Origin of the sequence: Listeria floridensis FSL S10-1187, from assembly GCF_000525875.1 — a bacterium.
GTDB lineage: Bacteria > Bacillota > Bacilli > Lactobacillales > Listeriaceae > Listeria > Listeria floridensis.
In genome coordinates, this window is sequence record NZ_AODF01000001.1 from 80,107 (window position 1) to 105,510 (window position 25,404).

The 25,404-nt window shown below is 41.0% G+C and carries 23 protein-coding genes and 2 pseudogenes; 7 read left to right on the forward strand and 18 right to left on the reverse strand.

Annotation, left to right across the window (positions count from 1 at the left end; genetic code table 11):
- Positions 1-166 precede the first annotated feature (166 nt).
- Positions 167-934: an ABC transporter ATP-binding protein gene (locus tag MFLO_RS00420; RefSeq protein ID WP_036095532.1), complete on the forward strand. Its 768-nt coding sequence runs from the start codon at positions 167-169 to the stop codon at positions 932-934.
- A 4-nt stretch (positions 935-938) separates the two neighbouring features.
- Positions 939-2,726 carry an FtsX-like permease family protein gene (locus MFLO_RS00425; RefSeq protein ID WP_036095533.1) on the forward strand — a complete coding sequence of 596 codons (1,788 nt, stop codon included), beginning with the start codon at positions 939-941 and terminating at the stop codon, positions 2,724-2,726.
- A gap of 62 nt (positions 2,727-2,788) precedes the next feature.
- Here the strand turns inward: MFLO_RS00425 and MFLO_RS00430 are convergent, their stop codons facing one another.
- Positions 2,789-3,184, reverse strand: coding sequence for a VOC family protein (locus tag MFLO_RS00430; RefSeq protein WP_149022925.1), 396 nt, complete (start codon positions 3,182-3,184; stop codon positions 2,789-2,791).
- Between the two features lie 125 nt (positions 3,185-3,309).
- Here MFLO_RS00430 and MFLO_RS00435 point away from each other — a divergent pair, with 125 nt between their 5' ends.
- Together MFLO_RS00435 and MFLO_RS00440 are read left to right on the forward strand one after the other, a co-directional pair.
- A complete protein-coding gene (locus tag MFLO_RS00435; RefSeq protein ID WP_036095538.1) occupies positions 3,310-3,528 on the forward strand; it encodes a hypothetical protein in 219 nt (72 codons plus the stop codon).
- Positions 3,473-3,748, forward strand: coding sequence for a hypothetical protein (locus MFLO_RS00440; RefSeq protein ID WP_149022926.1), 276 nt, complete (start codon positions 3,473-3,475; stop codon positions 3,746-3,748). Before MFLO_RS00435 ends, MFLO_RS00440 begins: the two co-directional genes overlap by 56 nt.
- A gap of 71 nt (positions 3,749-3,819) precedes the next feature.
- On the opposite strand, the gene MFLO_RS00445 is transcribed toward MFLO_RS00440, so the two are convergent.
- The 8 genes from MFLO_RS00445 to MFLO_RS00475 form a co-directional block, all read right to left on the reverse strand.
- Positions 3,820-5,397 carry an amidohydrolase gene (locus tag MFLO_RS00445; RefSeq protein WP_036095541.1) on the reverse strand — a complete coding sequence of 526 codons (1,578 nt, stop codon included), beginning with the start codon at positions 5,395-5,397 and terminating at the stop codon, positions 3,820-3,822.
- A complete protein-coding gene (locus MFLO_RS00450) occupies positions 5,384-6,625 on the reverse strand; it encodes an MDR family MFS transporter (protein WP_149022927.1) in 1,242 nt (413 codons plus the stop codon). Before MFLO_RS00450 ends, MFLO_RS00445 begins: the two co-directional genes overlap by 14 nt.
- Positions 6,626-6,764: 139 nt before the next feature.
- On the reverse strand, positions 6,765-7,607 hold the full coding sequence (locus MFLO_RS00455) for an STAS domain-containing protein (protein WP_036095544.1): 843 nt from the start codon (positions 7,605-7,607) through the stop codon (positions 6,765-6,767).
- Positions 7,608-7,773: 166 nt separating this feature from the next.
- Positions 7,774-8,256, reverse strand: coding sequence for a GNAT family N-acetyltransferase (locus MFLO_RS00460; RefSeq protein ID WP_036095547.1), 483 nt, complete (start codon positions 8,254-8,256; stop codon positions 7,774-7,776).
- A 146-nt stretch (positions 8,257-8,402) separates the two neighbouring features.
- Positions 8,403-8,972: a cyclic nucleotide-binding domain-containing protein gene (locus MFLO_RS00465; RefSeq protein WP_051993341.1), complete on the reverse strand. Its 570-nt coding sequence runs from the start codon at positions 8,970-8,972 to the stop codon at positions 8,403-8,405.
- Between the two features lie 249 nt (positions 8,973-9,221).
- The gene (locus tag MFLO_RS14365) at positions 9,222-9,641 is read right to left on the reverse strand and encodes an Fpg/Nei family DNA glycosylase (protein WP_162148125.1); all 420 of its coding nucleotides are present in this window, start codon (positions 9,639-9,641) and stop codon (positions 9,222-9,224) included.
- Between the two features lie 25 nt (positions 9,642-9,666).
- Positions 9,667-10,041, reverse strand: coding sequence for a DNA-formamidopyrimidine glycosylase family protein (locus MFLO_RS14370; RefSeq protein WP_051993346.1), 375 nt, complete (start codon positions 10,039-10,041; stop codon positions 9,667-9,669).
- A gap of 307 nt (positions 10,042-10,348) precedes the next feature.
- Positions 10,349-10,687, reverse strand: coding sequence for a DUF805 domain-containing protein (locus MFLO_RS00475; RefSeq protein WP_162148126.1), 339 nt, complete (start codon positions 10,685-10,687; stop codon positions 10,349-10,351).
- 125 nt (positions 10,688-10,812) lie between these two features.
- On the opposite strand from MFLO_RS00475, the gene MFLO_RS00480 reads away from it, so the two are divergent.
- Positions 10,813-11,220: a GNAT family N-acetyltransferase gene (locus MFLO_RS00480; protein WP_036095550.1), complete on the forward strand. Its 408-nt coding sequence runs from the start codon at positions 10,813-10,815 to the stop codon at positions 11,218-11,220.
- 59 nt (positions 11,221-11,279) lie between these two features.
- On the opposite strand, the gene MFLO_RS00485 is transcribed toward MFLO_RS00480, so the two are convergent.
- Positions 11,280-12,032, reverse strand: a complete 753-nt coding sequence (locus MFLO_RS00485; protein WP_036095552.1) for a WxL domain-containing protein — start codon at positions 12,030-12,032, stop codon at positions 11,280-11,282.
- 368 nt (positions 12,033-12,400) lie between these two features.
- Between MFLO_RS00485 and pflB the strand changes: the two genes are divergently transcribed.
- On the forward strand, positions 12,401-14,680 hold the full coding sequence (gene pflB, locus MFLO_RS00490; RefSeq protein ID WP_036095553.1) for a formate C-acetyltransferase: 2,280 nt from the start codon (positions 12,401-12,403) through the stop codon (positions 14,678-14,680).
- Positions 14,681-14,725: 45 nt separating this feature from the next.
- Here the strand turns inward: pflB and MFLO_RS00495 are convergent, their stop codons facing one another.
- On the reverse strand, positions 14,726-15,499 hold the full coding sequence (locus tag MFLO_RS00495) for an HNH endonuclease (protein ID WP_036095555.1): 774 nt from the start codon (positions 15,497-15,499) through the stop codon (positions 14,726-14,728).
- Between the two features lie 129 nt (positions 15,500-15,628).
- Here MFLO_RS00495 and MFLO_RS00500 point away from each other — a divergent pair.
- A pseudogene (locus MFLO_RS00500) lies at positions 15,629-17,045 on the forward strand (MFS transporter).
- Between the two features lie 16 nt (positions 17,046-17,061).
- On the opposite strand, the gene MFLO_RS00505 reads toward MFLO_RS00500, so the two are convergent.
- From MFLO_RS00505 to MFLO_RS00540, 7 genes and pseudogenes are all read right to left on the reverse strand, one after another.
- The gene (locus MFLO_RS00505; protein ID WP_036095558.1) at positions 17,062-17,913 is read right to left on the reverse strand and encodes a helix-turn-helix domain-containing protein; all 852 of its coding nucleotides are present in this window, start codon (positions 17,911-17,913) and stop codon (positions 17,062-17,064) included.
- 101 nt (positions 17,914-18,014) lie between these two features.
- A complete protein-coding gene (locus MFLO_RS00510) occupies positions 18,015-18,626 on the reverse strand; it encodes a CPBP family intramembrane glutamic endopeptidase (RefSeq protein WP_051993349.1) in 612 nt (203 codons plus the stop codon).
- A gap of 226 nt (positions 18,627-18,852) precedes the next feature.
- Positions 18,853-19,565, reverse strand: a pseudogene (locus tag MFLO_RS14375) (class A sortase).
- Between the two features lie 64 nt (positions 19,566-19,629).
- Positions 19,630-20,829 carry an isopeptide-forming domain-containing fimbrial protein gene (locus MFLO_RS00525; protein WP_036095565.1) on the reverse strand — a complete coding sequence of 400 codons (1,200 nt, stop codon included), beginning with the start codon at positions 20,827-20,829 and terminating at the stop codon, positions 19,630-19,632.
- Positions 20,826-22,034: an isopeptide-forming domain-containing fimbrial protein gene (locus tag MFLO_RS00530; RefSeq protein ID WP_036095567.1), complete on the reverse strand. Its 1,209-nt coding sequence runs from the start codon at positions 22,032-22,034 to the stop codon at positions 20,826-20,828. Before MFLO_RS00530 ends, MFLO_RS00525 begins: the two co-directional genes overlap by 4 nt.
- Positions 22,035-22,550: 516 nt before the next feature.
- Positions 22,551-23,186, reverse strand: a complete 636-nt coding sequence (pgmB, locus tag MFLO_RS00535) for a beta-phosphoglucomutase (RefSeq protein WP_036095569.1) — start codon at positions 23,184-23,186, stop codon at positions 22,551-22,553.
- Positions 23,174-25,360: a glycosyl hydrolase family 65 domain-containing protein gene (locus MFLO_RS00540; protein ID WP_036095571.1), complete on the reverse strand. Its 2,187-nt coding sequence runs from the start codon at positions 25,358-25,360 to the stop codon at positions 23,174-23,176. Before MFLO_RS00540 ends, pgmB begins: the two co-directional genes overlap by 13 nt.
- Between the last annotated feature and the right edge of the window lie 44 nt (positions 25,361-25,404).

Below are 25,404 nucleotides of genomic sequence, written 5' to 3' on the forward strand. Positions count from 1 at the left end.
AACATGGAAACCCGCATTTGACGCTTTTTGCGGCACTTTTTTGCTAAACGTAAAGTAAATGACAATATTGTAAGATGCAACACCTTTTTTTTGTCACCTGAGTCGAGGGTATTGCTACTCTGTTTAGGTTAGGGTAGAATTAAGATATTCTTAGGAGGTAATCATTGTGACAAATAATGTGGTTCAAGTTGAACATGTTGAAAAAATTTATGGCAAGAAAAACGAAAATAAATCAGTTGCATTACAAGATATTTCTTTTTCAATGAAGAAAGGCGAATTTATCGGTATTATGGGACCATCTGGTTCTGGTAAAACAACACTTCTCAATGTACTTTCAACGCTCGATCGTCCGACTGGCGGCGAAATTTCGATCGCTGGACGTGATGTGACACAGATGAAAAACGATGAGTTGGCAGATTTCCGTGCCCAGTCGCTCGGCTTCATTTTCCAAGATTTTAACTTACTTGAAAACCTGACGTTATATGAAAATATTGCGCTTCCGCTTTCCTTGCAAGATGTAAAAGCCAAGAAAATCAAGGAACGCGTTGAAATTGTATCGAAACAGCTTGGTATCCATGATATTTTAATGAAATTTCCGGCTGAAGTTTCTGGTGGACAAAAGCAGAGAACTGCTGCTGCGAGAGCGCTCGTTCATGAGCCAGCAATTATCCTTGGTGATGAGCCAACTGGCGCACTGGATTCTAAAAATGCTACTGGATTGCTTGAAACGATGACGGATTTAAATCAAAATCAAGGCGTCTCCATTTTGATGGTAACGCATGATCCCCAAAGCGCAAGCTACTGTGAGCGCATCCTTTTCATCCAAGATGGAGTGCTTTATAAAGAACTAAACCGCAGCGGCAGCAGGAAAGCCTTTTATCAAGAAATCTTAGATGTGCTCGCAACACTTGGTACCGAGCAGGACGGGGAGTGATCACATGATTTTTAAACTCGCACTTTCCAGTATGAAAAGTCGTTTAAAGGATTACGTTGTACTACTGATTGGTCTTGTTATGGCCATCTCAATTTTTTACATGTTTGAAACGCTCGCTTTAAACGATGCTTTTATTAAAGAAAATTCGATGATTTCAGCAGTTGGTTTCGTTTTCCATGCAGGTTCCGTATTGCTTGCAATTATCACAGTCGCATATACGATTTACGCCACTTCATTTCTGTTCTCGCTTCGACAACAGGAATTTGGGATGTATATGACTCTCGGTGCTAAAAAACGTAAAATTTCGTTGATTATGTTTATCGAAACGATGTTTATCGGCCTTTGTTCACTTGTGATTGGCTTAGTACTCGGAACTGTTCTTGCAAGTGTTGTTGGTAATCTTTTAATGAAACAACTTGATTTTACCTCTACTACTTATGCACCATTTTATTTGCCTTCACTATTTACAACTGTAGCGTTTTTCGTTATTTTGTTCTTACTCGCAGCATTGTTTAACTTATTCCGACTCTCAAAAGTCACTGCGCTTGATCTCGTTCATGCAGAATCGAAAGCCGAACATATTGTAATCCGCAAAAAAGCGGTTATTTTTAAAGCTATTCTCTCAGTTATTTTGCTTGTCATCGGTTATTACGTTATGATCGATATTCGAAACACTCAGTTTGCCGGTATTATTATTGCTCTTTTTGCTATTACTTCCGGTACTTATCTTTTCTTTGCCACGTTTTTACCACTTGTGATTAAAAAGTTGCGAGATAAACAAATTAAGAAAAGCAAACGACTTAATTCTTTTACCTACGCCCAGCTCAGCTTTCGAATTAGTCAGCTTTCACGTGTCCTCGCAACAGTAGCTATGCTGATTGCACTAGGAATGGGGGCTATCGCGGTAGGGTTTGCATTCCAAAATAATGGTATTTTACTTGCAGAACGCACCGCACCATATGATGTTGCCATTGCAAATCCAACGAAAGCTGAACAAGACGTGATTGACACAATGAAGTTCAAAGAAGATTTTCAATATCGTTTTAAAACGGATGCTAAAACCATCTATTTTAACTTAAAAGAATTAAAGGAACATAAACCACTTGGAACAAACTTTACAACGAGCGGTATGGCAGAAGCGAAACGGATTAATGCGAATCCGGATACAGATTCGGCGGACTGGAATCAGTTGCTTCGTTCTTCAATTCCACTGTCCATCATTGGTGAGCGCGACATCAAATTTGTTGAAAATGACGTGTTCGCTCAACAAGCAGGAAAATCCGGCGTACTCTTCTTCGGGAAAGTTCCAGACTTTGAATCTAGTCTCACTTCACTTGAAAAACTCGATAAACTTGAGCAAAAGCGCGATTCTGAAGGTATTATGAGTAAATATGCCACTTATACCAACTATAAAATGTTCGCAAGCGGAACCGTGTTCATGGGATTCTTCCTCGGTTTTGCATTTCTTACCATGATGGCAAGCTCGCTCATGTTCAAAATTTTAACGGGCGCGACGCAAGACATCAAACGTTATCAAATGCTTGAAAAAATTGGAGTTAGACGCCGCTTGCTTGAACATTCAATCCGAAAAGAAATGTTTTTGATTTTCTTATTCCCAGGAATCATCGGATTTATCCACGTAGCAATCGGGATGGAAATGTTCTCGTTTCTGATGGTTAACCCCTACTACCGCTTCTTTATTCCGGTTCTCCTATTCCTTGCGATTTACAGTATTTATTATTTCATCACAGTTTGGCTTTACAAAGGAATCGTTTTGAAAAAAGCAAAATAAAAAAGAAAGAAGCCGGCGTGGATAAACCAATTCTCCGCTAGCTTCTTTCTTCTTTGTTTTGACTAGTAAACTAATTGCCATGTCACGCCGAAGCGATCCGTAATCCAGGCGACTTTTTGAAAGTCGCCGACCGCTTCTGGTCCCATCATGACGGTTCCACCTTCCGAAAGGGCTTCAAACAGTCGATCAAATTCAGCTTCAGCGTCAAGCTTGAATAAAAAGGAAGTTGCCCAGCTAAATGGCACCGCATACTTTTCTTCCATATCCATTGCCATGAACTTCTCACCGGAAAGCTCAAATTCGGCATTCAGAACCTTGCCGGGCTCGCCTCGCTCGCCCTCACTGAAACGCGTCAGCGAAAGCAGTTTACCATTCGCAAAGAGCGACACATAAAAGGTTACAGCTTCTTCTGCATCCCCGCTAAATGTTAAAAAAGGAGTAATTTTCGAATCCGTCATAAGCATTCCTTCTTTCTGTATTTTTTACCATTTACCCACTTTTTGGTATTTTAATCCAGCTACTTTTTTAGCTTTTTTATGTTATACTGGATTTACAATAGAATGACAAGGGGGGACTCAGCAACATGAAGGATATCTTAGATTACCTTGAACAGCATGTTGAACAATTAGTCGATTATTGGTTATCCTCATATTATGTCAAATCAAATGAATATGAAATGCGCAAGCACATTGACGGATTTATGCTTGCTCAGCGCAATGAAACGCTGTCGCTTTACGAGGCGGCCTTTGAAAACATTAAAAAAAAACGTTCATGCCGTTCCGGTTTTCGAGGCACTTGGTGAAGACCGCCGCGATATGGATACAAGCTTCGAGGATGTTTACCGCAATTATCATTCCGTTTACTCTGCCGCACTCGAATATTTGTCGATTCAAATGAAAAACGGCAATGTCCATTTTGAGGCTACTGCTTTTAGCGAGTTTGTTTTATTTTTCCGCAAGATGGAAATGAACTCCGGCTGGTATTTGTTTAACGGCTACTTAAAAAATAAGATTTTAAAATAGTTTTTAAAAAAACCTGCGTCAGAAATTTCGATTACGAACTCTGATGCAGGTTTTTCAATTTATTTCCTTCGCTACCGTTCAAAAACCGTCTTGTCATTCACGATCGTTCGCACCACTTGAATCTCTCTCAGTTCACCTTCCGAGCACTCAAATGGATTTGTCGCAACAACCGTAAAGTCTGCCACAAAACCAGGTGCAATCTTGCCGCGCGAACCTCGCTTATAGCTCGCCTTCGCGCTCCCAGTCGTATAAAGCTGCACTGCTTCATAAACAGTCAAGGCCTCTTCTTCAAAATAACGTTTTCCGTTCAAATCACGATTTGCTGAACGGACAACCGCCGCATGAATTCCATAAAACGGATTTGGAATCTCAATGGGCGCATCACTTCCGCCTGCAAGATCAAATCCATTTTCAAGCAGGGTTTTCCAAGCAAATGCACGCGGCGGATAATTTTCTCCGAGCACATCAAGCGCCCAAGGCAGATCACTGCTTAAAAATTGCGGTTGAATATCAAACAAAAGCGGCATCCCTTTCGCTTCTTCGATCAACTCATCCGTGAGCCAAGGCGTGTGAATCATCCGATCGTGTTGCCCAGAACGCGGCGGGTATTTCTTAAGCATTCGAATCACATCACGAAACGCCGCGTCACCCAAAATATGAATCGCAACGGGAAGTTCGGCGCGCCGCGCGCGCCGAACAAGCGCCTCAAATTCCGCATCTGTTTGAATTTTAAGCCCATGCTGCTTCGGATCATCTGCATATCCAGCCGTCATATAAGCCGTTCTCGAACCGACTGTCCCATCATAAAAAATCTTCATACTATCAAGCTCGACATAAGGATGCCCATCCATGAACTGCTCGTGAGAACTTTCAAAGGCATCAAATTCTGCATTATGAATCAAAAGCTGCGCTCGAAATGGGAAATCATCCGAGAACGTTTCCCGAAAAGCCGCCAGCGTGCCGTTAAAACCGTTAAAATAATGCAAATCCTCCGAATGAGCACCCGTTATTCCCTTGCTCCACAAATCGCGAACCGCAAGCTTGAGCCACCTTACCAAATCGGTTGTGTGAGGTTCTGGAAAGCGATCCGTAGCCAGATAAGTCGCATTATCGCGCAGTATCCCCGTAAATTCCTGTTTTTCATCCAAAACGATTTCACCGCCACCAGAAAACGAATCTTCCGGCGTAATCCCTGCCGCCCGAATAAGAGCCGAGTTTACGCTGACGCTATGATAATCAATCCGTCGCACCAAAATTGGATTCGTCGCGCTCACCGTGTCAAGATCTTGCCGCGAAAGTAGCGTCGGATCGTCCGTCCATGTGTTCTCGTCGTAGCCTTCAACAAACAGCCAATCGGTTTTGGATAAAGGAGCAAGCCGCATGCGAATACGTTCGAGAGCTTCCTGTTTGGAATTTGTGCCGCTTAAATTCAAGCGTTCAAGAGCCTGACCGTACCAAAGCAAATGAATATGCGAGTCGACAAGCCCCGGCAAAACCGTATTCCCAGCTAGACTAATCCGCTCCGCCTCCGGAAAATCATCCGAACGGACATTCACCGCTTTAATCACTCCGTTTTCCACAAGCACATTATCGGTAAATTCCCCTTCCTGTTCCATCGTATAAAAACGTGCATCCTCATAAAGCTTCACGCTGCTCCGCCTCCTTCAATACAAATTTAGCTTGATCGCGTTTTTGCAAAACGCGCTGCAAAGTGATCGAGACCGCCGCAAGCGCGAGCAGAACAAAAATGCCGATAAAAAGTGTTGTAATACCGCCAAAGCTTGTGACAAGTGTTGCCCCAAGAAACGGGGCAAGCATCCGCGCCGCAGTTGCCATTCCGTTCACAAGCCCTTGATAAAGTCCTGCGCTCCCCTTTGGGGCAAGCTGATAAGCGATCGTCGGAATCGCCGGCCAAGCAAACATCTCACCAAGCGTCAGAAAAATCATCCCGAGCACAAAACCGCTATAAACCGTAGCGTTCATCGCCACAACAAACGACAGCGCAAAAAGCACAATCCCAATGTAAATCTGTGCATGCAAGTATTTCTTAAAACGCGACACAACTGGAATCAGCACAAACTGTCCAAGCACAATAAGCGCCCCGTTTAAACTCCAAAGCTTTCCGTATTCTGCATTCGTAACACCCATTGTATCCACCATGTAAGTTGATAAATTCGATTGCCACTGAACGTGAGGCAATTGGCAAAACAAATAAGCTGCGAGCAGAAATACCATCGAAAATGCCCCAACAAGCGTTGGCAACGAACGCTTCATACCACGTTTTCGGTGCTTTGTGTCCCCATTCACCCGTTCCGATTTCCAGTCGATTTGGCGGAAAAACCAAAAGAAGAATCCAGCATAAAGAACGGCAAAAGCAAAGGCCCCGATATAAACTGTTCCCATCCCAAACTCACTTAATAATCCAGCAAGGAACGGCCCAACTGCCACACCAATATTTTGTGCTACATAGATGGCATTAAATCCGGTGCGTCCGCCGCTTGGATGCGTCAGACCTGCGGCAGCATAAAGACCGGAAAATACCATTCCCATCGCGAACCCGACAATCCAAAGATTCCAAACAAACGATGGAAAGCCGTGAAATAAACTGAGGCTAAGAGTACCACCTACTAAGATAATCGTTCCAATCACAAGCGAAATGTATCCAGAAAAACGGTCAAAAATCAAACCGCCGATAATACTCGAGATAATCCCGACGAATGAATTTACAAGCAGAACTGCGGATGCCGATGTTGCTGACATGCCAAGTTCGCCCGTCATGTAAATCATATTAAACGGCCAAATAAAAGATAAGCCGGTGTATAAAAGTACCATTCCAACGATGACAATCCATAGATCACGAGGTAGTCGTTTTGTCACTTTTTTCTTTCCTCCCACTTTTTTATAATCCTGAACTAGCATATCACAAACGTTACCAACACAAAAAAGGGGCGGAACTGAGAAAATGAAAAGGACTAGATTTGCAAGCAAAATTGCTACATCACTCTAGTCCTTGGCTTTATTTTTTTGCTAACCCATGTTCAATCACAGCAGTCAGCGTCGCTTCAATTTTAACATCTTCAAAGTGGATTCCAAGTTGAATCGCCGTCTGCGCCACTTCTGGGCGAAGACCGGAAAGCGTCGTTTTTACACCGATCAAGCGTAGCGTCTCGATCAGTTGGAACAGCTCCTGTGCAACCATCGTATCAATAATCATCACGCCAGATAAGTCAATAAACAAATGAGTGATTTCACGTTTTGCACATTCTTCAATCGTATGCTCTAAAACCACACGCGCCCTTGCTGTATCAATATCCCCTACAAGCGGTAAAAGTGCTACTTCTTTCGTCAACGGAATAATCGGACAGCTCAGTTCTAAGATCGTTTCCTGCTGTGCATGAAGCCGCTCTTCTGCCTTATGTGAATTTTCACGAACAAACCAAACCATAATATCGCTGAAACGCTTAATAATTTTCCGGTTCCAATACTTAATTTCTTCGTAAGATAATACCCCTTTATGCGTCTCGCAAAAATCTTGAATCAAGTCAAGATACTGCTCTTCGACACGAAAAAATTGTTCAATAATTTCATGAACCGGTGTATCTAAATGTTCCACATCACTCGATAATTCAACCAGCCAACTTCTAAATAGTTCAGCGAAATTTTGATCTCCCTCTAAAAACAAACGGCAAAATAATAAATGAAACTGATAGTTCTGCTGTTTAAGACGTTCAATAACCTGCGTGTCAGAAGTAGCATAAACCCCGTGCAACCCTTCATGATCCATTGTTGCATACCAATTTTCAGTCAAGTCGCTTGTCTGCTCCATTAAAAAATCATACAATTCTTTACTTTTGTACAACCTAATCTCCCTTTCTTAAATGTTTTCCCCTTGTGACAATAAGTATATACTAAATCACTTTTTTTGTAAAAAGCATCACAATGAATTTTGTGTTGTGGAACCCCTTCCAAACATTGCTAGTCTGGCACAAAAAAAGCGGCGCAGGAAACCTGCGCCGCACACACTCTCAGTTCAAATTTTTGCGATAAAACTTTGAATCTACAGCCATCACATCAAAATCAACTGGTAAATCTGCCTGATTGATCTCTTCATAGCCATTTTTCTCATAAAATCGATGAGCCGCCTTAAACAATGCAGTTGTTCCTAGATAAATCCGCGTTTTACCTTGTTCCGCGCAAAATTTTTCTAGAGTTTGCAGCAACCCCAGCCCTGTTTGATACTTTTTTCCGCGGTAAAGAGGATCAGTAAACAGCTTGCGAATTGCGACATTGCCGTCACTTAAAAAAATGACAGCGATTGTTCCAATAACTTTATTCCCTTCGAGAGCTATCCAAAAATGACCTTTTGCACCAGAATAATAACTTGGAATATCTGCTAAATCCGGTTGATCGCTGAGCGTAATCTCAACCCCAAACTCCTCTTGCTGGATTCCTAATACAAGCTGCGTGATTTGCTTTTGATATTCTGCTTGATAGCTTTTTATTTCCATATCCTTCCTCTTTCCCGCCTCGAAATCGCATCATTTTTTACTAATCAAACCTTCTCACTTTCCTGCATTAATGTCAATCGCTTTGAGCTGAGTTCCATCAAAAAAGCCTCTAACCCCATTAAGGTTAGAAGCCTTGGTTTGCTAAATTAAGATTCGATGCTCACTGGTTCTTCAAGCGGAATACAATTGGGACGAGTTTCCCAGTTTTTCTTATCTAAAAGTACCCAGTTGCGGTTTCTGATCGCGATCATATTTTCCATTAACAAATCATTTTTAATCTTCACAAAATATTCACGGCTAACATTGCTGTAGCGTGCAAGTTCAGACTGATTGCAAGAAATTGGAATATAAATTTCATTTTCGCTCTCAACGCCGATATCTAAAGCAATTTGATAAACAAGCGCTTCAACACGTTGTCTTGCTGGTAAACGATAACGCTCAAGCGCACCAGCTAAACGGTGAATGTTTTCTTCTGCGATTTCTTCTAAATATTTTTCATCTTCAATTTCAAGCAAGAAGCACTTGCCACGTGAAAAATATTGGAAAAATGACGCGCCTTCCGGATCAACGTGAAAAACGCTACCTTGTTTTAAAACCTTTATTAAAGTTCCATTTGATTCTTGCATGATATGGCCATCCACAACAAGAAACAGCCCTTTTTCTTTAATTTCTTTGTTTCCAGAAAACGATAAAACATTCTTTTTAGATACGTACATATTTTTTCCTCCTTCAGGACTTAGCAGTAATCATGTATTTTAAAAAAAGATGAATCGCGATTTTTTAATCTATAACTTCATTATAGCTTGATTTTTTTCCACTATCCTATCCTAAAAGATAAAATACAGTGCAATATGTGACTTTTTTTTTTACAATTTCGTCAAAAAGTACATTTTTAGAAGTGAATTTTGCTGATTTGCTAGACAAAAAACATTTAAATCACGATTTTTCAGTTTTATTAAAAAAGACTATTCAAGCGGTTGACAATGTATACAATAATATATTGATCCACCCAAATAAGCTTGTTTTACAATTTCTCCGCCGCAGACTGGACAAGGATTCTTGAATGTCTTTTGCGATAGAATCGTTTGGTACTGTCCTGCCTCTCCGAACAGATCCTTTTCTGTATCCCTGCCACCATTATCACGTATTTCTGCTAAGACATGCTTGATAGAAACAAACAAGCGATGCTTATCTTCTTCCGTTAAAGAAGCCATCTTGCATTTAGGATTAATTTTGGCTCGAAACAAAATATCTTGTAGTGTACCGTTTCCAAGACCTGGAATGCGCTGGTCTGTTGCCAAAAAGGCTTTTACACTCCATTTTTCGTTAGTCATTAAACTCAGGAAATACGTTTCATCAAACTCTTGCGAATAAGGTGATGGCAACTCATGTGCAGCAAGCCAGTATGGATTAGCATATTCCGTTTTTTTTAAACAAAAAGAACATACCGTACATTCTAACTGTGGCAGCTAAAGCTGATCCGTCGGTGAAACTTATGAGAATTTGATGTTTCTTCGGAGTAGCATCATGCGGCTGTAGCAGATAAAAGGTCACTCCTTCACTGAAAGTAAATTGATACTCACCGAAATCCCATTCAATGAACCCGCCGTAAGAACGAATCGACTGTATTTTTTTGCCGACTAATTTTTCACTATAAGGTTCATTTGCTTCAGTAAAGAAGGCAAATTTATGCGGAGAGAATTGCGTTATGACATTGCTGATTTCTTTCCCCTCTAGAATCTTCATTTGTTTTGCAATTACCTGGCTTTCAGGAAGTTCAATCATTCAAAATACCTCCTTAGATTTTTTTACAAAAAAAAAGCCAGAAGCATCTGGATCCGAGCGTCTGACCTTAATGGGATGGAGTGACTTCTGTTAATTTGCAAATCGTACAGATGCCTGGTGAAGCGAATACGAATCACATTTTTAACAGCGTGCCTTGTAACATAATCAATTTTATCATAAAGGAAAAACGAAAAAATAGTCTATTGTAGTAAAAACGCGTAGCAAATGTGACCATTTCTTGACAATTTTATCTTAATCTCTTGATTTTCGTATTCCAAAGATGAAAAATGCAATGATACAAACAATATTAATGATGAGAACCGTATAAAAAAAACAGTAACGAAGCGGAAAACATCAAACAAGCGCGACTGATAATATAAAAACCGATAAAGACTAGCGTAACCTTTGGATTCACTTGGCTGTCGTTTGCTCTTCTGCTTACAAGTGTCATTAGCGGAATTGCACAAATCAAATCAAATAAAATTGAAAGATAGCTGAACACACCTATATAATAGGAAACACGTAATAGAATTTGACTGATAACGAGAAAGGAAAGAATGTTGACCCAAAATTCCGTTCGCTTTGCTTTCCCAGAAAAATTAATATAGTTGATCCAAAAAGATTGAAGTGCTTTTAAATAAATCATCGTCTGCTCCCTTTTCAACATAATCATTTTCTTCTTTTTAGCTTACTTGATATTGTTTCATTTAACAACCTAGCTTTGAAAACTTGCTACCAGTTGTGTATGATAATAAAAAAAGGAGAAGTATTATGAAAATATCACATGAAATTCCACGTGCTGAAGAATATGTGCATCTACGTAGCATCACTGGATTAAGCATTAAAACCATTGAAAGTGCAAAAATTGCCTTACCGAATTCCGTTTTTGCAGTTACAATCCGCGACAACTCTAACGGAACCTTAATCGGAATGGGACGAATCGTTGGAGACGGGGCTTGCATGCTTCAAATCACAGATATTGCAGTTAATCCAGCTTACCAAGGCCAAGGTTTCGGCAAAAAGATCATAGCCGAGCTGATTGATTTTATTGAAAAAAAACTGCCACAAGATGCTTACATCAGCTTGATTGCGGACTTGCCTGCTGATCGACTTTACAAGCAATTTGGCTTCGTTGAAACAGCTCCCGACTCAATCGGAATGACTCTCAAGCGCAACTAAAAAAAAGCCTTGGCGCGCTAAAAAGCGCGCCAAGGCTTTTTTAAAAAATTAAGTAAGTATCAAAGTGGACCGTCAAGTAAGTTCCACGTTAATGTCGTGCTATATTCTTCGTTTGCTGCTTTTATAGATGTTCCTGGAACATGAAGCTTGATACTTTTTTCTCCATTTGCAGACGTTCCAAAATTAGCAAACCAAGTACCCATTCCTTTACCAGCTGCAGCTGTCAGAACTGTATTGGCTTGTCCGATATGAGCCACTTCAATTTCAAAATCAGTGGCAGGTGTAGGCGGAGCAGCCAGGCTAGTACCATTAGTGTTAATATTGGCGAATGAAAGTTGCGCCCCTACAAGGATATTACCATTTACCGCAGATTTGAATTGACCTTGTTGTGTCACTTGAAGAGTCCAACCCGCAGACGTTCCACGTTTATCTGTTACCTGAACATAGTTAGGAACCTGCTTTGTCGTTCCATCTTGAAGAAGCAGTTTATCGAGTTTTGCGTAATAATCTTGATCCGCCGCAGAAATGTCTTGATCGCCAAACTCAATATTCGAAGCACGGTCAATACTTAATGAACCTCCTGTTCCAGGCTCAACCGGATGTTTCGCTCCAGGATCTGGCACAACTGGATTCTTTGGATCTGGACTACTTGGATCTAATGGCGGAGTTACACTTGTATCTTCCTTAAAAGTCACATACCCTTTCGATGTTGTTTGAGCTAATGATGATGGCGCTGCATATGCTCCCGACGCAAAGCTAAGCACTGCTGCTGTGCTTAGCACACCAACTGCTGCAATTTTTACTAATTTCATTCTTCTTCCTCCTTTATTTTTAAACTACACCCCTACTTTAAAGCTTTTCTCTTCTTCTTTTTCGATACATTGTCTCAAAAAAAAAAATCGCACAAAATTTTGACAGCCTACTTTTTCAAACCCCTCATCATTCAATTTTTTCCCGCCAAACTCCCTCTGCCTCAATCTATCTTTCTTTCATTGATACAGAATCTTAGAACTGTATTAAAACACCCTTAAAAATCGTATCTCGTTATATAAAAGATTTTATCTTTTTACTATTGTTTTCGCTTTCACAATAGGTTATGATCATAGTGATAAGAAATATTGCTCATTCACTCACGTTAAATAGTTAACAAAATAAAGGTAACTTAGGAGGAAAAAACGCTATGACAAAAGCATGGGAAGGTTTTAATGGTACAGCTTGGCAAGATTCCATCAATGTTGGCCAATTTGTACAAGATAATTACACACCTTTTGAAGGAGACGAAAGCTTCTTAGAAAACAGCACACCACGTACAGTTGCATTAAATGATAAAATTAATGATTTAATTGCCGAAATGGACGCTAAAGGCGGCGTTCTTGATATGGATAATAAAATTGTATCAAACGTTGCCTCACACAAAGCCGGTTACGTAGATAAAGATTTAGAAGTTGTAGTAGGTCTTCAAACAGATAAAGCATTCAAACTTGCTTTCATGCCAAATGGCGGTCTTCGTACAGCAGAACAATGTTTAATTGAAAATGGTTATGAAGTTGATCAACCAACACACGATTTCTTCATAGCTAACCGTCCAACAGCAAACGACGGAATTTTCCGCGCATACACTGACGATATCAAACGTGCTCGTCACTCACATATTGTAAGCGGTTTGCCAGATGCTTATTCACGCGGACGTATCATTGGTCTTTATCAAAAACCAGCTCTTTACGGAGTTGACCGTTTGATTGCTGAAAAACAAAAAGATTTGAAACAAATTCCTGTCACTTCGGATGAAAACATTCGGCTACGCGAAGAAGTTTATATGCAAATCAAAGCACTTAAAGACTTAATTACACTTGGAAATGAATATGGACTTGAACTTGGACGTCCTGCTGAAAATGCATATGAAGCTGTTCAATGGACTTATATGGGCTACCTTGCTTCTATTAAACAAGCAAACGGTGCTGCAAGCTCATTCGGTCGTATTCCGATTTTCCTTGATATCTATATCCAACGCGATCTAGAACGCGGCATCATCACTGAACTTGATGCACAAGAATTGATCGAACAGTTAACACTTAAACTTCGTATGGTTCGTTTCGCTCGTACAAACGGATACAACGAATTATATGCTTCTAATCCAACTTTCGTAACAACTTCGATGGCTGGTATGGGAGCTGACGGTCGTCACCGTGTTACTAAAACAGATTTCCGTTTCTTGCACTGCTTAGACAATCTAGGAAACTCTGCAGAACCTAACTTGACTGTCCTTTGGGATACACGTCTTCCTGAAACATTCAAAAACTACTGCATGAAAATGAGTGTGAAGCACTCTTCTATCCAATACGAAAATGATAAATTAATGCAAGAAGAAGGCTATGGCGATATGCAGTGTATTTCTTGTTGCGTAAGCCCGCTAAACCCTGAAGCTGATAAAGATAAAGGGGAAACACACAACTTGCAATACTTCGGAGCACGCGTAAACGTTCTTAAATGTCTACTTGGCGCAATCAATGGCGGTAAAGACGATCTTCACAAAGAACAAGTCTTTAACGTGGTTGAACCCATCACATCTGAGTACCTCGACTACGATGAAGTTCTAGAAAAATTCGATGTATCAATGGACTGGCTTACTGACACATATGTAGATGCAATGAACATCATTCACTATATGACGGATAAATATAACTACGAAAGCATGCAAATGGCATTCCTTCCAACAAAAGTTACAGCTAACATGGGATTTGGAATCTGTGGATTTGCTAACGTTGTTGATAGCTTAAGCGCAATTAAATATGCGAAAGTTAAAACAATCCGCGACGAAGATGGCTTTGTTTACGACTATGAAGTGGAAGGCGACTTCCCGCGTTACGGTGAAAACGATGACCGTGCTGATGATATCGCAGTAATGGTTCTTAAAATGTTTAAAGAGAAACTTGATTCGCACAAACTTTACAAAGATAGTGAAGCAACTGTTTCTATTTTAACAATCACTTCTAATGTTGCTTACTCTAAACAATGTGGTAACTCTCCTGTACACAGAGGACCTGTCTTCGATGAAAATGGAAAAATGATCAAAGAACCTGAATTCTTTAGCCCAGGAGCTAACCCATCGAACAAAGCAAAAGGCGGCTTCCTTGATAACCTAGCGAGCCTTACAAAAATTCCGTTCCACTATGCAAATGACGGAATCTCACTTACAATCCAAGGTGCACCGAAAATGTTCGGTAAAACTTTCGAAGAACAGCATTCAAACCTTGTTGGTATCCTTGACGGCTACTTTGAAAAAGGCGGACAACACATCAACCTTAACGTCCTCAATCATGAAGAAGTTATTGAAAAAATTAAAGCAGGTATCCCTGTTATCCTTCGTATTAGCGGTTACTGCTTAAATACAAAAGACTTAAACGACGAACAAAAAATGGAGCTTTGTCAAAGAATGTTCCACGAAAAATTAGTCGGCTAAGAAAACAATCTAAAAGCCCGTTTCCTCACTGGAAACGGGCTTTTTTTAATTACCACTATACATTTGCTTTTCAAAGTGTAGCAACTGCTCTTTTTTTATCGCTTCAACTCGCTCAACTATCTTTGGTTTCCCTGAATGAAAGTCGAGATGTGCTTGTTTTGAAAGCGTAATTAAATTGCTTGCGTGATCACTCCCGCCTTCTGAAACAAAAATAAGATGATGAATCGCCAGTTCCGCTCCAGAAGCCGGAATTCGAATATGATGCCGGTTAGTAAGTGCCAAATCAGCCCCAGTTGCGCAGCAGTAAAACTTGTCGCGCAAGGCGATTCGATATGGAACTGTGCTCATTCCGCGTTTTTGGAACGTGACACGGCTGTAATTTCGCGAACATTTATCCGCACAAAAAGAACGTCGTCCAGCTGGAAGCTCACTGCCGCACCATTTGCATAAATTCGGATTAGAACGAAAATCAGTTGAAAACGCAAGGGTTTCTCCGAAGATTTTTTCATACTCGGACAAACTTAACCATCTTCGTTCATAAGTTTCGCTTGCTGCTTGATAGCGCAGTGCACTACCTTTCGCTTTATAGTGATACTTGCTCGGCAGAAGTTCTGCTGCTTTTTTTGCCGCACTGCGCAGCTCTCGGTCAATTCCGCTCGTTTTTAACGGAATGCTGCCCTGCCCAAGCTGAATGACAGACTTGCACTTGAAGCAAATCGCAAAATTCGGTTCGTCTTTTCCCCGAGCAACAAGTAGTTCTAATCGTCTGGAGCACGTCGGACAGTTTGCACCCATTATTTTGATACGCTCGTAACCCATTTGATCCCTTCTTGTTTCGTTTTTCTCTATTGTAGCTTGTTTTATCTTGTTTGAAAAGCAGTCCATAGCTTGCTTTCTCGCTTTTTAAGGATTAGTATTTACTTATCACGACTTCGGAAGGTGGAACTCATGGAAAAAAACAGCCGCACTCAGAAATTAGCTCTTACGGCTGTCATGCTGGGTGCTTTTATTTCACTGCTTGACACAACAATCGTGAATGTCGCATTGCCGGATATCACGAAATCGCTTCACGCTTCAAGCGAGACGATCGAATGGGTCATCTCTGGCTATGCACTTGCCTTTGGGTTGATTTTGATTCTTGCTGGGCGTCTCGGCGATCAATACGGGCGAAAAAACTTGTATTTGATCGGAATAACGCTTTTTCTCATTATGAGCATCACGGCCGGTTTTGCAACATCTGAGGCAAGTCTTATCACTTCTAGGATTATTCAGGGACTTTCAGCCGGTTTATTTTTCCCGCAGATCAATGCAATTATTATGGATATTTTTAAAGGCGACAAACTTGGACAGGCTTTCGGTATCCTCGGCTCTGTCATTGGCATTGCAACAGCTATCGGACCGCTGACCGGAGGGCTTTTGATTCAACTTTTCGGTGCGGAAAATGGTTGGCGTTTTGTCTTTTTTGTCAACGTTCCGTTTGTACTCGTTACCTTGATTCTTGCTGGGCTTTATTTACCCAAAAATACAAAAAACGAAAAAGTCGCTTTCGATTTCATAAGCGTCATTTTGCTGACTGCCGGCTTGATGTTGCTTCTTTATCCTGTTATTTCAAGCGGGGCTGAAGGATTTAAACCTTATGACTTCGGCTTAATGCTGCTCTCTTTACCGGTGCTCGTAGGGCTTTATTTTTATAGCGTACGCGAAACAAAGCACGGCAAACAGCCATTAATTTCGCCGACACTTTTAAAAAAATAAATCTTTTGCATCTGGCATGGTGCTCTCACTTGTTTATTTCGCTGCGTTTACTAGTATTTTCTTCGTCTTTTCTTTAACGTGGCAATCCGGGTTTGGTCGATCAGCAATTGTTTCTGGCCTTGCGATCAGCCCATTCGCACTTGGAAGCATGCTGGCCGCCTCAAACAGCAATCGACTGATGCAAAGGTTAGGACGAAAACTGCTCATTATCGGCATTTTACTCGTCATCGGAGGTCTTACAGCTGTTTCAATGATTTTTCACTGGAACAGCGGCGCTTTTTCGCCATGGTTGACCGCTCTTCCACTTTTTATTTCTGGACTCGGAAGCGGCTTGATAATTTCGCCGCTCAACAGTTTTACACTTGCAACAGTGCCAGGAGCAGATCGCGGCGGAGCAAGCGGCATTTTCAATACAGCCCAGCGCATCGGCTCATCGTTCGGCATTGCATTTGTCGGTTCTGTATATTTTCATACTTTGCACAAAAGCACAGCAGGGGGAGGAGCGGCTGCTTTTTCATCAAGCTTACAAATGAGTATTTATGTCAACTTGGTTTTACTCTTACTTTGCTTAGGTTTAGTATTCCGCCTGCCGAAAGAAACCCGCTCGTAGCCGCGAGCGGGTTTCTTTATAAAAATATTTCCAGTTCTTGCGCCAAAGCCGAATGCCCTACTTCGTGTAATACATCAAGCACATAGCGCGTTTTCTTCCGACCTTCCGTTTCCTTGTCTTGTTTAATTGCCAAAACCCCTTCAAAAAACTTTCCGGCAAGCCGGTGAAAAAGCTCTTTATAATCTGTACTGATTAATTGCAGTTGTTTAATTAAAACCTCTGCATAATCAAGCCTTTCCCCGCGAAGTGTTAAGCTAATCAAATTAACGAGCATACTGCAAAAAATTTCCCGTCCTCGGTCATATGGCAAATATTGTTCTAGTGATTTAGATAACCTTCTGAAAAAACGAACTTGATGTTCAGCATCCATAAACTCAACGGTATTCCCGTAAAGTTGCACTTCTTGAAGTGTCCAGCTTTCAATGGTCTCCAAGCGTTGTTGAATGAGACTTTTGTCTTTCGAACTAACAACGGCAGGATCATAAATACCAGTCTGCTCCAAATGTTCAATCACAGCAATCCTACATCGTACTTCTGCAGCTCTTACTTGATCTATCGTGTCTTGTTTTAACAGCACTTCAGCTAAAAGCTTTTTCAAAGCCGCTAAATCATGGCGATTAGCATATTTGGAGTAACGATAAATATAATCAGAATAACTGTTTAAATGGTAATTATCTGATATATATAAGAATTCATCAATTTCCATCGATAAGCGATCAAGTACTTCGAGTAATAGCGTCGCTGAAATGCTATGATTTCCTTTTTCAAACTCGATTGCATAAGACTTAGATAGTATATTTTGATAGACATCTTTTTGTGTAAGTCCTTTTTGTTTACGAATTTGTCTAATTTTCCCGCCAAAATTCATTTCGCTTACCTCCTCAATATACCTGCAACCATTCATTTTCTTCATTATTTTACCCTAAACAAAATATAAGCAATTGAAGGTTTATTGTCGAGTAAATACAATCAGCTAAGAAGAAAGCCTAAACCGAGTGATAGTAAATCAAAAGCAATGTGTACAGCTAAGCTTACCCAAATCGAGCCAGATTTCAAATAAGCAAAGTTTAGCCAGATACGGGCTACTCCCTGAATAAGCAAAATATGCAAGAGTGTTTGGATGATATCTCCATTGCTATACGTCCAAAAATGAACTAAGCCGAAGACAAGGGCTGAAATAAGGATCGCTGTCCAATCAGGAATCCATTTTCGTAACCATTCTAAAATACTGATTGAAAACAATTCTTCTCCAAGTAGCATAAATGGCAAAAAGAAAAAAATATAAAACTGACCTGTAGCAGGATTACTTGTCGCTGAGCCATATACAGCTTGTTCGAGTATTCCCACCCCAAAACTCCAAATGATATTCGCGATTAAGAAAATCAAAAACCATTTGATGGGCTTTTCTGGTTTTCGAAAAAGCTGCTTAAAGCCCTTCCAGCCAAGCATTAAAGGTGTAGCGATCAAAGTAGCTACAAAAAGCGTTAGATTGTTAAAAATCCCCAAAAAGGCCACATGCGACATCATGTAAATCCCTGTCCCTAGCAAAGAAAGTCCAACCAGTATTCTTACTATCTTCATTTTATGATCCATTCTCCTTTAACAAGCAAACCTTAAATTGTTGATCTGCTTTTCCATATTGGTATACTATGCAATCCCTTTATTGCTACGCAAGTATAACAAGATTTACATTGCACCATAAAAAAAGTCCGATATATCGGACTTAGATGAACTCTATTTACAGCAACTAAAAAACACCTTAACAAAATGATTGGAAATCCATTTGTTAAGGCGCCTTACAAACTAGTTAACTTGTAACCGGAACAGCTTTCACCACTATCCTCTTGTCGGTCTTTACAGCTTCATCGCACGTAATCAGCGTCAAATGCGCATCTGAGGATTCATCCATCAAATCGCCGCGCTTATAGGAAACGATTTGTTTGGTTGTAACTTTATAACCTACCTTTTCATTTGTACCATCTTGTTGCGCCATCGTGACTTGAATCAGATCACCTTTTTTAATTGATATAAGTCTGAAAAAAGTACGCCGGATTCTCCCATATTATGTCCGAGCAAAACAAAATTCCCTTTGCCAACTTCTTGATCTTGTCGATACGTCGTTGCTCCAACGTTTAAGTTAGCAGCGTTAGTTCCGCCTAAAATCGGCAGTTTAAGTCCAATTTCAGTAATTTCAATCGTACCGATCGCTTTATTAAGCGTTTTTTGATAGGCATCGGATTTACGAAACTCACTCAGCTCGCGAATCGTCGGTTGTTCGACTAAATCGCTTTTTTGATAATCTGCTTTGGTCGTCGTTGCACTTAGCTTCGTCGGAATGACTGTTTCTTGTTTGATCGTCTTCAAGTCCGCTTGTGCTAATCGATTTTGTGCGAATAACGTCGCTCCGAATCCTACGAATATAAAGAAAAGACCAAACAAAATAATCAACCCAATACCTTTTTTCCTGTTCTTCTTTGCTTTTTTACCATGCGTAACCGTACGCTTTTCCAAGTGTCTCATTCCTTCGTCCAAAAAATGCTAAGACAACAATCTGCCTTAGCATTTCTGTTATTTCAAGCTTTTTTTAAAACAATCCCTTAAAGAAATCCAGCAACTTGTAGCCGGTACCTGCCGAACCCGTCTTAGGAATTTCGTTTACCGCTTCTTGCTCCGTCTTTGTCTTAGGGTTCGACTCTTCGGTTGGATTTGTCGGAACAAGTGGTTTATCAACATCTGGTGCAAGCGGCGTCAATGGATTCAATGGATCTGCCGGTGTTGGCGGTGTTACCGTTACAACTGGTGATTCTAGTTCTTCATCATTGACTTTCATATGCGCCGTATTTGGAATCATAATTTCACCATTTCCATCCATATACGAGGATAAGTCTGCCCCTGCTTTTACTTTAGCCGAAACTTGCACGGTCAATTTCTTACCTGTAAATTTCGCTGGATTCGTTGCTTTCCATTCCAGCTTTTCAGTCTCTTCGTTGATTGTAAGTTCACCTTCCGCTGTTACATCAACACCGTCACAAGTGATGCTTACATCTTTCGTTTGGATTTCTAGCACGTCTTCCATGTCATCCCAGAGAATTAGCTCCGTAATTTTTTCATTAGTCGGCACTTGATAGTCCAGTTTATACGTAATCAAATCTGTGAGCGTGACGTCTTGATGGGTAACTTCTTCATCATCCGCCAAAATATGCTTATTAACAGAAGGTTCTACTGGCGGCGGTGTTACGGTAACAACGTTTGATGGTACATCTTCATCGTTTACAGTCATGTGCGCCTCATTCGGAATAACCACCATTCCGTTTTCATCGACATAAGTTGACAAGTCAGCATCTTCTTTTACGGAAGCTGATGCACGAAGCGTTAATTTTTTACCAGAAAATTCTTGTGGGTTGGTCGCCGTCCACACAATTTTTTCAGCTTCTTCGTCGAATTTAAGCGTTCCTTTCGCCGTAACATCTTGATTACCAAGATAAACTTTTGCGTCGGCTGTCGATATGTCAAGCACATCTTCCATGTCATCATAAAGAACTAAGCTGGTTAATTTTTTATTATTAGGCACTTCAAAGTCCATTTGATACTGGATTGCTTCGCCCTTTTCAAGGTCTTGATGTTGTTTCAGTTCGCCGTCTTCTAAAATTGATTTGGTCGCACTCGCATCAATTACAGGCGGCTTCGTGATTACGGTATTACTATTTTGTGACTCATCACCAATCTTCACTGTCGCTTGGTTTGGAATTTGAATTGAACCGTCTTGAACAACATAATCTGTCAAATCGGCTCCTGCTTTAATGGCTGTTTCGATTTTATAGTTATAAGTATTGCGATAAAACTTGCTGTTTGCAGAACTTCCGGTTTTGCATTTAACACAATTTGATTGCCATTTGAATCATTCGTAAACCAGCTTGTTACATCTGTACCTTCTTCATTAAAGACTTTCACGCTTTTCACATCAAGCACATCAGCCAAAGTATCCGTAAATCTGTAGCTTGCATAGTAAAATTCGGCCCACTCATCTGGAACCGTATGGAAAATATCATATGTAAAAGTTTCAGATACATTCTGCAAATTATTGCTCTCAGCTGCGGTTTCATCCGAATCAGATACTTGTTTTACAGGGACAAGCGTTTCTGTCCGCAGCGGTTTTTTCGCGAGATAGCCAAAATAGTCTCCCGCTACCACTTCATCATTTGGTTTCGATGCAACAGTCAAGTCCCGATTGTCACGTCCCCAGCGGAAGCGCAGTTCGGAGGCATCTGAATATAGGAACGTAAACATCGCATCTTCATCATAATCATTTGATGAATAGGCGCTAGGTGCATAAAATTTCCAAGCCCCGCCATTTGCGTCATATTCTACTTTTGAATTTGCTACAGGAACCAAAATTTGGTCAACAGCCGCTGCGGTTTCTTTTGAGAATGTGAATTGCTGTAAATAATCAATATCATTGATTGTCATATAACCCGAAACTTGGATTGGAGTGTTGGTACCATGTTTTACGAAGTGCCATGTTTGGTCGACCCAATTATACTGCTGAGTGATATGTCCGATACTTGTTTTAGAGTAAGCAATGTAACCTTGATTCGCATTGAAGGATTCAAAGTCATTGATTGTAATTACCAAATCAATTTCTTCCCCTTGGTATCGTCCAACATTTGTATACTTTACTCCGATTTTTCCTTTTTGAGCATCTGTCGGTTTAATCGCATACCAATCTTTGGAACGACCCGCCAAGTTTGCCATCTCCGTCCATTCGCCGCCGAAAGGGATTACTTCTGTTTCTGCTTTATTAAAGTCTGCCACAAATTCATATTCAGCACTTGCTACATCATTTGCACCTGGAACTGAGGTATTGGGTGCATTTAAAATTGGATCAGCAAACGCGTTATACGGTAGGTATAACGCCGAAACAAGCATAACTCCTGCTATGCCGGCTTTAAACACACGTTTCTTATTCTTTCTGCCTTGTAAATCTGTCATAAGTACGCTCTCCTTTTTCGTTGTTAGTTAAATTTTGTATTAAATACTGTCAATTATAACGATCATTTAGCTACTTTTATCACAAGCTTTCTAAAATAGATTTCTATGCTATTTGGAAGGTCTAATTTCTATTTTTAGTATACTTTTTATTCTATTTAAATTAAAAGATTATTTAGAGCGTAGACTTGCATTTACTCGAAATCTTCGCCCTATCTCCACCCCAATTTATCAGCCAACCAATGAAAAGCATCATCACTTTAGTATAGCATAGAACAATAGTGAAATTTTTGTCTAATTAGTGAATTTTTATGACAATTATACGGTAAAATCACTATCCTTGGGCTAATTTTTATTCATTTTTTACTTAATTTTGAGGAGGGTGTACGTAAAAGCTAGGTTCTCATCCTAAGATGTGCAAGGTTAGAAAAAAGAGACTTCCCGAGAAATAAAAAGCAGAAATTGATGGGGATTTTGATTTCAAATCCCCAATAATTTCTGCTAATTGTTAATTTATTCTCAAGAATGTACTAATTTATCCAAGCCTGATACTACGCGGTTTGCTTCCTGTAAAATAAGCGGATTGCCGATTCCAATGACATACATGCCGCCTGCTCGCCCGGCTTCCACTCCAGCTTCCGCATCTTCGAATACCACACAGTCTTCTGGTTTAAGCCCAAGCTCATCAGCGGCTTTTAAGAAAACCTCAGGATCTGGCTTTGCTTTTGACACTTTGTTGCCGTCGATAATCGCGTCAAATAGATCAATAATGCCGAGTCCTTCTAGAATCATCACTGCATTTTTACTAGCAGATCCGAGTGCAATTTTCTTCCCTTCCGCACGGCTTTGCAGCAAATATTCCTTTGCTCCCGGCAAAATTTCTGATTCGTCGAGATGAGAAATCATTTCCACGTACCAGTCATTTTTCTTCTTCATCAGTTCCTGAAACTCATCTGCGCTTTTTTCTACCCCGCCGATTTCAAGAATAATTTCAAGCGATCGCACGCGGCTGACACCTTTTAATCGTTCATTATCTTCTTCTGTAAACGGAATCTGAAGCTCATCCGCCAATCTTTTCCATGCTTTAAAATGATACTTCGCTGTATCTACAATTACTCCATCTAAGTCAAAAATTTCACCTTTTACCGTTGCCATAATTTACTTCCCTCCTGCGTAATTTCCGCGCGGTACTTCACGCCGCGCACTGTCACATTAAAAGCCAGACGAGCCCATTTTTTTGGTAAATGCGGGCTAAGTGAGACTTCGCCATTCACCATTTTCAACCCGCCAAATCCAAGTACCGCAGCCATCCATGCACCACCATTTGCTGCCGGATGTGTGCCGCCGATATAAATCGTTCCGGCAAATTGCTTCGACTCGCCGGTCAAATCAACCGAAGCCGTTTTCATAAAGTATGGATACGCCCATTCTTCGTTTCCAATTTCACAAGCAAGCAGTGCATAGATACACGGGCTGAGAGACGAACCGTGTTCCGTTCGAGGTTCATAGTATTCCCAGTTGCTGCGCTTCACAGCTGCACTATATTCCTCTTTGAACAAGTTGAGCATCAAAACAACATCCGCCTGCTTCAAAATTTGCGTATCCGAAGCAACACCGTAAGCGCCGCCCCAATACTCTTTCGGGTCAAGCACACGTTTTCGTACCTCTTCGAGTGAAGCATCCTCAAGTTTGAAATAGCCGTCAAATTGTTCAACCAACCCTGTTTCCGGACAAGGTTCCGGTACGTATAACTGTTCCTTCATTTCTTTCAGCTTCAAAAGATCGTCATCCAACGCGAGCTTTGAGAACAGTTCTTCATAGAAATCAGGGTATTTTTCTTGTAGCAGTTCAACCGTCTTGAGTGCCGTTTGAAGTGTATAGTCCACCATTTTACTCGTGTAAGCGTTATTATAAACGCGTTCATGGTATTCATCTGGACCGATGACATCAATGATTTCATAGCGAGCCAGATCGCTGTTGTAGTAGGCATAGGAATAGTAAAATCTTGCACATTCCAAGATCACTTCTGCTCCGCCGTCAAGAAGAATCTGATCGTTTCCGCTGAACTGATAGGATTGCCACAAGCCGTGCACAACTGCTGCACTGATATGTACTTGTTTATCGCGGAAATATGTCCGCATCGGTCTCCCGGTAAAGACATCGGTTACATTGAAATCCGAGCAGGCATCTCGACCGTCTTCTTGGCTTTCCCACGCATAAAATGCTCCGCGATACCCATATTCTGCTGCCTTTTTACGTGCCCCGTCAAGCGTGTGAACACGATAATGCATCAAATGCTCCGCAACAGAAGCATCTGTATACAAATAAAATGGTAACATAAACATCTCCGTATCCCAAAAGATAGCCCCTTTATAGGTCTGTCCAGATAGACCGCGAGCTGGAATGGAAACTAGATTGGAATGATGCGGCGCAATGATTAGCAAGTGATAAATGCTGTATCTCAGTGCAAGCTCAGCTTCATCATCCCCATCAATTTCAACATCGGCTTCCGCAAAACGAGAGCCAAACACTGCCGCGTGTTCATCAAGCAGCGATTCATAGCCGCGTTCTGCTACCGAACGAACAGCTTGCTTGGCTGCGTGAAGCGGGGCATCCAGATCAACCGATGTGTAAACCGAGATAAATTTCGTTAGTTCATAGTCTCGGTCGGAAGATGCTGTAAACCTGAAGATACGGTACACCCCCATTTCCTCCCGAACAATCTCTTCATCTGCTTCAAAATCAAACGAAACTTGCTCTGCGACCACAATTTTATGCCCAAGTTCGCCAGTTGTCGCTTCTGCTGTAAGCGTTCCGTTTTCTTCCACTAAAACTTGCTTGGCAAAATGCGGTCCGTTAATATCCCAAACATCTCCATCAATGCCGGTTTTCAGAACTACTTCGCTGCCTTTTGGAACCCGAAACACATACTTGAGCGCCGCGATATGCACATCCGCTGAACTCACGAACCGCTCCGACCAAATGTGAACATCGCCATTATTTATGGTAAAGCGGGAGTTTCGCTTATGAAGCGCCGATTTCAGCTCTAGCGACTGCCGATGTTCGGTTGGCCGAATTTGTGTCACACTGCACGCTTCCCCGTCCACAACGAGCTCTGTAAAAAAGCCGTTCGGAGCATTGACTGGTTCTCGCCACAGATCGCCTTTCTGATCATATACACCTAACAAATTGACTGCCGGAAATTCTGCTTTGCGCGCTTCTTCCATCGTCCCTCGCACGCCCATATAACCATTTCCGATCAAAAATTTATTACCGAAGTTAACCTGCTTATCCGATTTGAATCCTGTTTCCGTTACTTGCCAGTTCATGCTGCCCCTCCTTTTTTCAGAAATATGCCAGAACAGTTTGTTCT

What these genes read in the sequence shown, in the direction of transcription:
- MFLO_RS00425 (WP_036095533.1), top strand. Translation starts at nt 939, where the DNA reads ATGATTTTTAAACTCGCACTTTCCAGTATGAAAAGTCGTTTAAAGGAT.
- MFLO_RS00430 (WP_149022925.1), bottom strand. Translation starts at nt 3,184, where the DNA reads ATGACGGATTCGAAAATTACTCCTTTTTTAACATTTAGCGGGGATGCA.
- MFLO_RS00435 (WP_036095538.1), top strand. Translation starts at nt 3,310, where the DNA reads ATGAAGGATATCTTAGATTACCTTGAACAGCATGTTGAACAATTAGTC.
- MFLO_RS00460 (WP_036095547.1), bottom strand. Translation starts at nt 8,256, where the DNA reads ATGGAAATAAAAAGCTATCAAGCAGAATATCAAAAGCAAATCACGCAG.
- MFLO_RS00465 (WP_051993341.1), bottom strand. Translation starts at nt 8,972, where the DNA reads ATGTACGTATCTAAAAAGAATGTTTTATCGTTTTCTGGAAACAAAGAA.
- MFLO_RS14370 (WP_051993346.1), bottom strand. Translation starts at nt 10,041, where the DNA reads ATGATTGAACTTCCTGAAAGCCAGGTAATTGCAAAACAAATGAAGATT.
- MFLO_RS00475 (WP_162148126.1), bottom strand. Translation starts at nt 10,687, where the DNA reads ATGATTTATTTAAAAGCACTTCAATCTTTTTGGATCAACTATATTAAT.
- MFLO_RS00480 (WP_036095550.1), top strand. Translation starts at nt 10,813, where the DNA reads ATGAAAATATCACATGAAATTCCACGTGCTGAAGAATATGTGCATCTA.
- MFLO_RS00485 (WP_036095552.1), bottom strand. Translation starts at nt 12,032, where the DNA reads ATGAAATTAGTAAAAATTGCAGCAGTTGGTGTGCTAAGCACAGCAGCA.
- pflB (WP_036095553.1), top strand. Translation starts at nt 12,401, where the DNA reads ATGACAAAAGCATGGGAAGGTTTTAATGGTACAGCTTGGCAAGATTCC.
- MFLO_RS00495 (WP_036095555.1), bottom strand. Translation starts at nt 15,499, where the DNA reads ATGGGTTACGAGCGTATCAAAATAATGGGTGCAAACTGTCCGACGTGC.
- MFLO_RS00505 (WP_036095558.1), bottom strand. Translation starts at nt 17,913, where the DNA reads ATGAATTTTGGCGGGAAAATTAGACAAATTCGTAAACAAAAAGGACTT.
- MFLO_RS00510 (WP_051993349.1), bottom strand. Translation starts at nt 18,626, where the DNA reads ATGAAGATAGTAAGAATACTGGTTGGACTTTCTTTGCTAGGGACAGGG.
- MFLO_RS00530 (WP_036095567.1), bottom strand. Translation starts at nt 22,034, where the DNA reads ATGACAGATTTACAAGGCAGAAAGAATAAGAAACGTGTGTTTAAAGCC.
- pgmB (WP_036095569.1), bottom strand. Translation starts at nt 23,186, where the DNA reads ATGGCAACGGTAAAAGGTGAAATTTTTGACTTAGATGGAGTAATTGTA.
- MFLO_RS00540 (WP_036095571.1), bottom strand. Translation starts at nt 25,360, where the DNA reads ATGAACTGGCAAGTAACGGAAACAGGATTCAAATCGGATAAGCAGGTT.